Raw genomic sequence first — 6,659 nt, 5'->3', positions numbered from 1 at the left:
TTAATACATGTATTTTTTAATACATGTATTTTTTTATCTTTCAATTATGTAAAATAATGTAAAAAATGTAAAAAATCCGGTGTTCTTAAATTCAAGAACTATGGTTCTTAAATTCAAGAACTACGAAAAGTGCAACAAACCATTGATATTATTGACTTTTTAATACATTAACAATGTTGTTCTATCTCACTCTCTATTAACGCTAATTTTGAGTAAAGAAACGAGTAGTATTTTTTGCAAAAACCGCAAAAAATCTCCACTCTTTATCTTGACTCAAAATTCTCCGCAATTGGCATGGCTTGTGCCAAGCGATAAACCAAAAAAGTTATCACTTTTTCGGATTATCACTTGAACAATCCATTTTAATTGCTCCGTCGCTTAGTGCGTACATTTCCGTTCTATCAATATTTTGTGTAATAAAAACCCTTGGGGCTAGCCCCAAACCCCAGCCAGCTCAACCCAAAAAAGCATATGAAAACCGTATCAAATTTAATACGGTAAAAGAATAAAAGACTTAAAAACATTTTTGCTTAGGAAAGGGGTAGCGTCAGGGAAATGCGGATTTACAACGGTAAGCATTTGATACAAGTCTTATGAGACAGTCAGAAGTCATTTAAAACGCTAATTTCATTATGTCTCAATAAACTCTACTCTATTGGAATTGTGAAGTGATACACTTAAACTAACGTACGCAGGTTTGTTGAATAAGGACTTCAAAAAATACCCTTAATTAAGCTAAAAAGTCCTTCTCTTTATTAAGAAGGACTTTTTTATGTGTTATTCCATTGTCTCATTCATTGTAATAGTTTCGCTTGCTTCATGACCAGATTCTCCATGTCCTGGTCCAAACAAATTCAATATTACAACTCCTACAAGAATCAGTGTTATTCCTGCAATGCTAGCCATGTTAAGTTTTTCCTTCCAAACTAAAACTGAAATTACTGTAGTCAAAACAAGTCCTAAACCTGCCCATAATGCATATGCAGTGTTTAAGGGGATTGTTTTTAGCGACAAGGATAAAAAGAAAAAACAACCAACGAAAGCTATTATTACCCCTATTGTAGGATAGAGTTTTGAAAAGCCTTCAGATGCTTTTAATAGGGAAGAGCCAATAATCTCCCCCACTATTGCAAGTGCTAAATATAGATATGACATTATTCGTCCTCCTGAATCATGTTTATTAGTTCATCAAAAACTTGTGTTTTTAGTTCTTCATTTAATGGTGCCATTCCAAATATTTCTGAAAACCAAAGACCATCTATGGATAATCTTGTAATTGTTATTTTGACAGGATCAATTCCATCAGTTATTAACTTTGTATGCAAAATATCGTATCTCTGCCGGAATTCATCTAATAAATCTGGATTAATAAACATAGTAGCCATTAGTGCGGAATTTAGATTATTGTTTTCTAAATCGGAAAATGTAGATTTAAGATAAGCCCTATTCCATTTTCCTATTGCGTTATCATCGTCGTTATTAACTAACGTATTAATGCATTCGAAATAATTATTTGTCCAATCTTCCACCATTCCTTTAATTAATGCTTCCTTGCTAGGAAAATGGTATAATAATCCACCTTTACTCACGCCAGCTCTTTGGGCGACTGCCTCTAATGTGAGTTTGACAACTCCTTCTTCTTTTACAATTTCAGATGCAGCAATCAATATATTTTTTTTCTTATTAGCATGCTTTGAAATAGACATAATAACCTCCATAACTTAGATACATATAATATACCGTCTGGACGGTTTTTTTGTCAATCGAATTAAAGCTCTTATTTAATATCACTCTTTCACATAAAAATAATCCAATAAATTAATCTAAAGATTGTGAAGAAATGTACTTAAAGTAAAGGGAGCTTTAGTTCAACAGTCGATTTCTTAAAATCGGCTTTATTTATGGGTGAAAATTACATTACCGTTGTAAATCCGCATTTTCAGGACTCTACCCCGGAAAGAAAAACATTTAAGGTCGTAAGACCTTTTCAAAAGCATAAAAAAATAAGGTTTTTTCATCAAAATCAGTTGATTAATGGTAAAATTTGTATATATTCATAGTAATTTTAAAACCAATTACTTATTTGTTTAAACGCTTGCGGTTAAGCAAATATGAAATACGAAATTTTATACTATGAATCTTGGGACGTGATTCAAGTAATCGTGTATTTTACAAAACTAAAAAATTCACGTCATAAAAATGAAAGGGGATCATTACAATAGCAAAGCAAAATGTTTTTAAGACGTGGGAAAAAATAATCTAAGAAAGGAGCAATATAAAGCTTTCCCAAGTAGTTTTATAAATAGCTTTAAAAGAAAATAGAATTCTTGCTTGCAAGAATGGAAAAAAATATTATAAAAAATAAAAATTTAAGGAGATGACAAATCAAAAAATACGAAGGGAACAAGTTTTACAATTAAATATTTTTACAACTGAATAAATGTAAATCTGTAACAAAGGTTTTTAACCACAAAACAAATCGCAAGAACAGTAATTTCTGGGTTACTCAAAAATTCCAGACCGCAATACCGTTGTACGCTCATTTGACTATACATTTTGGTGCAAAATGTATGGGAGAGCCTTGGAGTCTATTTATAGACGCCAATCGCAACAAGATGGCGTAGCTATCTTGAGCCTTTGTCTTTTAATCTTTTGACCTTGATTTTTGCTTTTGGTCTTTTGATTTTGACTTTGACTCTAGTGAGCTTAAATCGCCCGAAGGGAGATTTCGCGATTGCTTTTGTGTGTTTAATTTGGGTGGTTCGGTCTATTTTTTTTGGTCTTTAAAAAAAATAGATCGAACCCACCCAAATGAGACCTCGTTTTTGTTGTGCCTTGATATTGTAAGGTTCACGGGGGTTGGGTTCTTGCTCTTGATTTTGTATATAGGGGGTGACGAAATGAGCAAAATTACAAATGATATTGATTTAAAAATTGATGAAGTCTATGAAAAAGTTAAAGATATGAAAATAACTTTTGATGAAAATAATACAACCAAAAAACAATTAACTGATTCAACAATAAACACATATTGCGGAATCGTGAAATCATATAACAATTGGTTAATACAAACGCATGGAATTAGCGTGGATAGGGCGAAACCTCGCCACGCAATGGAATATCTCGAAACAAAAATTCAAGCCTTTGAAAAAGGAAATGCTTCCGCATTTTCTATGCGCCAAATGGCGCATGCGTTTCATTCTTTTCGTGTTGCGAGTGCTGAAACAGGAACGTTTAAACATACATGTAAGGTCGCTGATAAACGAGATATGTTAAATACACTCACAGAGCGTGGAATCTTCCGTAAATCGGCTGATTCGACGGTATTAAAGGCAAATCATTCAGACTATGAAAAAGTTCAAAAAGAACTAAATGTAGCAACGACAAGTAAACATTTGAGAGAAGATATAAAAACAGTACACGAATTACAGCGGTACGCTGGAATGCGTGTTCACGAAGCCGTAAAACTAAAAGTGAGTGATATAGACTTTAAGAGTGGCACTGTCTATATAAAAGGCAAAGGCGGGCACGAGAGAACGGTTAAAATTGAAAGTAAAGAATTACTAGAGAAGTTGAAAAATTTATGCACTGGAAAAAGTGAAAGAAGCCAGGTAATTATTGCTCGAAAACGTGATAAAAATCAATTAACAAATGAGGAATTTGGAAAACGTGCAAAAGAAGAAATACGAGGTGCAGCCGTCAATGCTGGGGTGGATCGTAACGGAAAAAGATACACAACACATTCAGGTCGCAAAGCATATGCACAAGCGCAAATGGATAAATACAAAAGTTACAGTAAGAATCAATTAAAAAAAGAAGTTGCAAAACGTTGTCAGGACAAGAAAACAAAGCAAAAATATGATGCAGTTATAAAAAATATCCGTAAAAAAATAACCGAAGGTTCGAAGAACGAAGGGCGTAAACTTACAAATAAAGAGATGTGCCAGTTTCTAGTTAGCTTGGATTTGGGTCACTATCGTTTAGATGTTGTACGATATTATGCTGATTATTGATAGGTTTTGACGGAAAATCGGGAAGACGAGTGCGGAGCACAGTTGGTACTGGCGCACTGGCTTAGAAACACAAGGGCTAGAGCCTCGTTGTCAAGCCATCTTTCCCGGCTTTACAATGAGAAAGCCTTGTGTTAGCCTCTCATGGCAATGCCAGTACCTTGTGCGGATTCGAGGAAATCGCCAAAAAACGGGTCGATGAACTAAGAAGATACACGAGAGTTTTCCAAATCCTCGCCATTTCTCGCTTTTTTTCGAAAATCAAAAAAAAATGAAACGCCTATTAAATTTACTATACAGTAAAAGTATTTTAAAATACATTTATTGTATAGTAAATTTATTTTTGAGTAAAAGTATTTTAAAGTAATTTTAATAGTTTTACACAATAGTAAATTTATATACCTAAATTAGATTTACACAAAAGTAAAAATATAGATAAAAATACATGTATTGTCTCCGCAATTTATTTTTAGTAATCGCAAAAAATCGTTGATTTAACAACGTTTAAGAGATATAAAATACATGTACAAAATAGTAAAGTCATGGCAATAAATAGATTTACACAAAAGTAAAAGTAATGACCTAAAATGGATTTACATAAAAATAAATTTAATGTATAATAAATTTAAAGAAGGATATATATAATTTTGAGTAAATATAATTAATAGTAAATGTAAAATAGATTAAATATATTTTTTAATAAATTTATTTAAAATTATATTTACTTTTCAATACATTTACTGTATATTAAAAATATAGATGGATACATTTAATTAAAAATACATGTACTTAATTGTAATTAGGAGGAAAAAACAATGTCAAAAAAAATCTCAATTGAAGAAATGACGCAAGAAATGAAGGAAAAATTCACGATTTCACTGGAAGATGCACATAAAATCCTTTTGGATCATGGCGTAACGAAAAGTACGAATACACAAGTTACAATGCGTTGGATTCGTGATGGGAAAATTGATGCATTATTGATTGGAAAAGGTCGTGTGGAGACTCGAAAATGGCTTATTAACAAGGAAAGTCTAATGGAATTCGTTGCATTCGAGCGTTTAACGTTAGGTGATTTCAAAGCAATGAAAGAAGAATTAGAAATGTTACGTGCTTTTAAATTCGAAGTAGAGAAAAAGCCAAAGCGTGCTACTGGTACACGTCAAAAGAAAGATGCAGCAACAAATACTTCAAAAGAAAAGAAAGAAGTGCCAACAAAATAAAGAGGTGAATTGCATGTCATCTTTTAGATGGTATGAAGAAAATGAAGTGATTGGAAAAACTATAATAGAAGAAGATGATTTGACTTTGCTAGAAGCTGGGAAAATATATATTGATGCAATATTTTGTGAGAGAATAAGGTTTCCAGTTCAAAAAAACGAACAGCCAATTGGATTTAATTTTGTTTATGAATATAATGTAAAAAAATATTTCGGATTATATGACAGAAGTTTCATGAAGATAATTAAACAAGAAGATTTAGAAGAATATCACATGAGAATGATAGATTTTCATGTGCACAGATTATCTTTAGGGGAAGAATTAGATGATTGTCCAATCATTGGTATTTGTTATGGAAGTGGACCTTTGATAACACCGAGGTTGGAACAAGTTTATGATGTTTCGAAAACAAAAGCATACAGAAAGTATCGATTAGAAAAATTATTCGATTAGGTAAAGCATCTTACAAAATTTGAGTTTTTAAGCTAGAATTGAATAGACAAGCATAAAAAAAAGCCGAGTGTTGGAGCACTCGACTTTGGGTGATTCATCGTAATTTATCACCAAAACGTTGATTTCTAGTTTTAATTTTAATGAATTTTCATTTAAAAATCAAGGGTAAAACCCTTTACGGATAATAAAAAAATAACGGTGAATCTCCTAGAATGCTTGTTGCATTTTCTTCAGGAGAGGAGCAAAATCAATGGCAATTGATTTTAGTCAAGCGGATCGAAACGCTAGAAAAAGAGACTTAGAAAAAGAAAAGTTTTTTTCAGATGAAGAATGGGAATTAGCAAATGATTTGCAATCAAGAGCTAACGCGCGAGGAATGAAACTTGTTCCAGAGCGTAAAATCAAGAATCGAGCAAAATTTGCTCAAATGCTTCAGGATAACGTTGATTATCTCGAAGAGATTGATTATTTAGATGATAAAGAGATTATATTTTTATGGAAAATCAGTCGTAAAGTTGGTTTTTTATCAAATTGTCTTGTGGATGATATTCATAAAAAAAGTCCAGTTCCTTTAACACAAACAGATATCGCAACTTTGTTGAAAAGAACTAAAAATAATGTCAATCCTATTGTTAAATCTTTAGTAGCAAAAGGCATACTGGCTGTTTCAAAAACAGGTGTTCAAGGTAATAATTCGAGAGCAAATGTGTATTTTATGAATCCGAACATTTTGTACGCCGGTAGCAAAGATGATGTCAATTTAACATTACAAGCGATGTTTTCAAAAGTTCCTAAAGCATTAAAGGATATGCCTGTAAAATTATTCGAACTATCATGTCATTCAGAAGAAGAAGAAGAGAAAACAAATTAATAATAATTAATACATGTATTTTTTAATACATGTATTTTTTTATCTTTCAATTATGTAAAATAATGTAAAAAATGTAAAAAATCCGGTGTTCTTAAATTCAAGAA

Annotated in this window: 6 protein-coding genes; 4 read left to right on the top strand and 2 right to left on the bottom strand. The window is 31.8% G+C overall.

The window, feature by feature from the left end; genetic code table 11:
- Positions 1 to 777 precede the first annotated feature (777 nt).
- The gene (gene qacH / locus FOT98_RS30275; protein ID WP_000121134.1) at positions 778 to 1,155 is read right to left on the bottom strand and encodes a quaternary ammonium compound efflux SMR transporter QacH; all 378 of its coding nucleotides are present in this window, start codon (positions 1,153 to 1,155) and stop codon (positions 778 to 780) included.
- Positions 1,155 to 1,706, bottom strand: a complete 552-nt coding sequence (locus tag FOT98_RS30270; protein ID WP_000028030.1) for a TetR/AcrR family transcriptional regulator — start codon at positions 1,704 to 1,706, stop codon at positions 1,155 to 1,157. The genes qacH and FOT98_RS30270 overlap by 1 nt, the downstream gene beginning before the upstream one ends.
- Before the next feature lie 1,194 nt (positions 1,707 to 2,900).
- On the opposite strand from FOT98_RS30270, the gene FOT98_RS30265 reads away from it, so the two are divergent.
- From FOT98_RS30265 to FOT98_RS30250, 4 genes are all read left to right on the top strand, one after another.
- Positions 2,901 to 4,013 carry a tyrosine-type recombinase/integrase gene (locus FOT98_RS30265; RefSeq protein WP_000036645.1) on the top strand — a complete coding sequence of 371 codons (1,113 nt, stop codon included), beginning with the start codon at positions 2,901 to 2,903 and terminating at the stop codon, positions 4,011 to 4,013.
- 812 nt (positions 4,014 to 4,825) lie between these two features.
- Positions 4,826 to 5,233: a hypothetical protein gene (locus tag FOT98_RS30260; RefSeq protein WP_000037919.1), complete on the top strand. Its 408-nt coding sequence runs from the start codon at positions 4,826 to 4,828 to the stop codon at positions 5,231 to 5,233.
- 13 nt (positions 5,234 to 5,246) lie between these two features.
- Complete coding sequence (locus FOT98_RS30255) at positions 5,247 to 5,684, top strand: hypothetical protein (protein ID WP_000094076.1); 438 nt, start codon at positions 5,247 to 5,249, stop codon at positions 5,682 to 5,684.
- A gap of 250 nt (positions 5,685 to 5,934) precedes the next feature.
- On the top strand, positions 5,935 to 6,555 hold the full coding sequence (locus tag FOT98_RS30250; RefSeq protein WP_000963189.1) for a hypothetical protein: 621 nt from the start codon (positions 5,935 to 5,937) through the stop codon (positions 6,553 to 6,555).
- Positions 6,556 to 6,659: the final 104 nt, after the last annotated feature.

The sequence above is a fragment of the Bacillus sp. HY001 genome, from assembly GCF_007558965.1.
GTDB lineage: Bacteria > Bacillota > Bacilli > Bacillales > Bacillaceae_G > Bacillus_A > Bacillus_A mobilis.
This window is presented reverse-complemented; position numbering and strand designations above follow the sequence as displayed.

Bases quoted from the DNA above. Each gene is read 5' to 3' on its own strand.
- qacH (WP_000121134.1), bottom strand. From the start codon at position 1,155: ATGTCATATCTATATTTAGCACTTGCAATAGTGGGGGAGATTATTGGC.
- FOT98_RS30270 (WP_000028030.1), bottom strand. From the start codon at position 1,706: ATGTCTATTTCAAAGCATGCTAATAAGAAAAAAAATATATTGATTGCT.
- FOT98_RS30265 (WP_000036645.1), top strand. From the start codon at position 2,901: ATGAGCAAAATTACAAATGATATTGATTTAAAAATTGATGAAGTCTAT.
- FOT98_RS30260 (WP_000037919.1), top strand. From the start codon at position 4,826: ATGTCAAAAAAAATCTCAATTGAAGAAATGACGCAAGAAATGAAGGAA.
- FOT98_RS30255 (WP_000094076.1), top strand. From the start codon at position 5,247: ATGTCATCTTTTAGATGGTATGAAGAAAATGAAGTGATTGGAAAAACT.
- FOT98_RS30250 (WP_000963189.1), top strand. From the start codon at position 5,935: ATGGCAATTGATTTTAGTCAAGCGGATCGAAACGCTAGAAAAAGAGAC.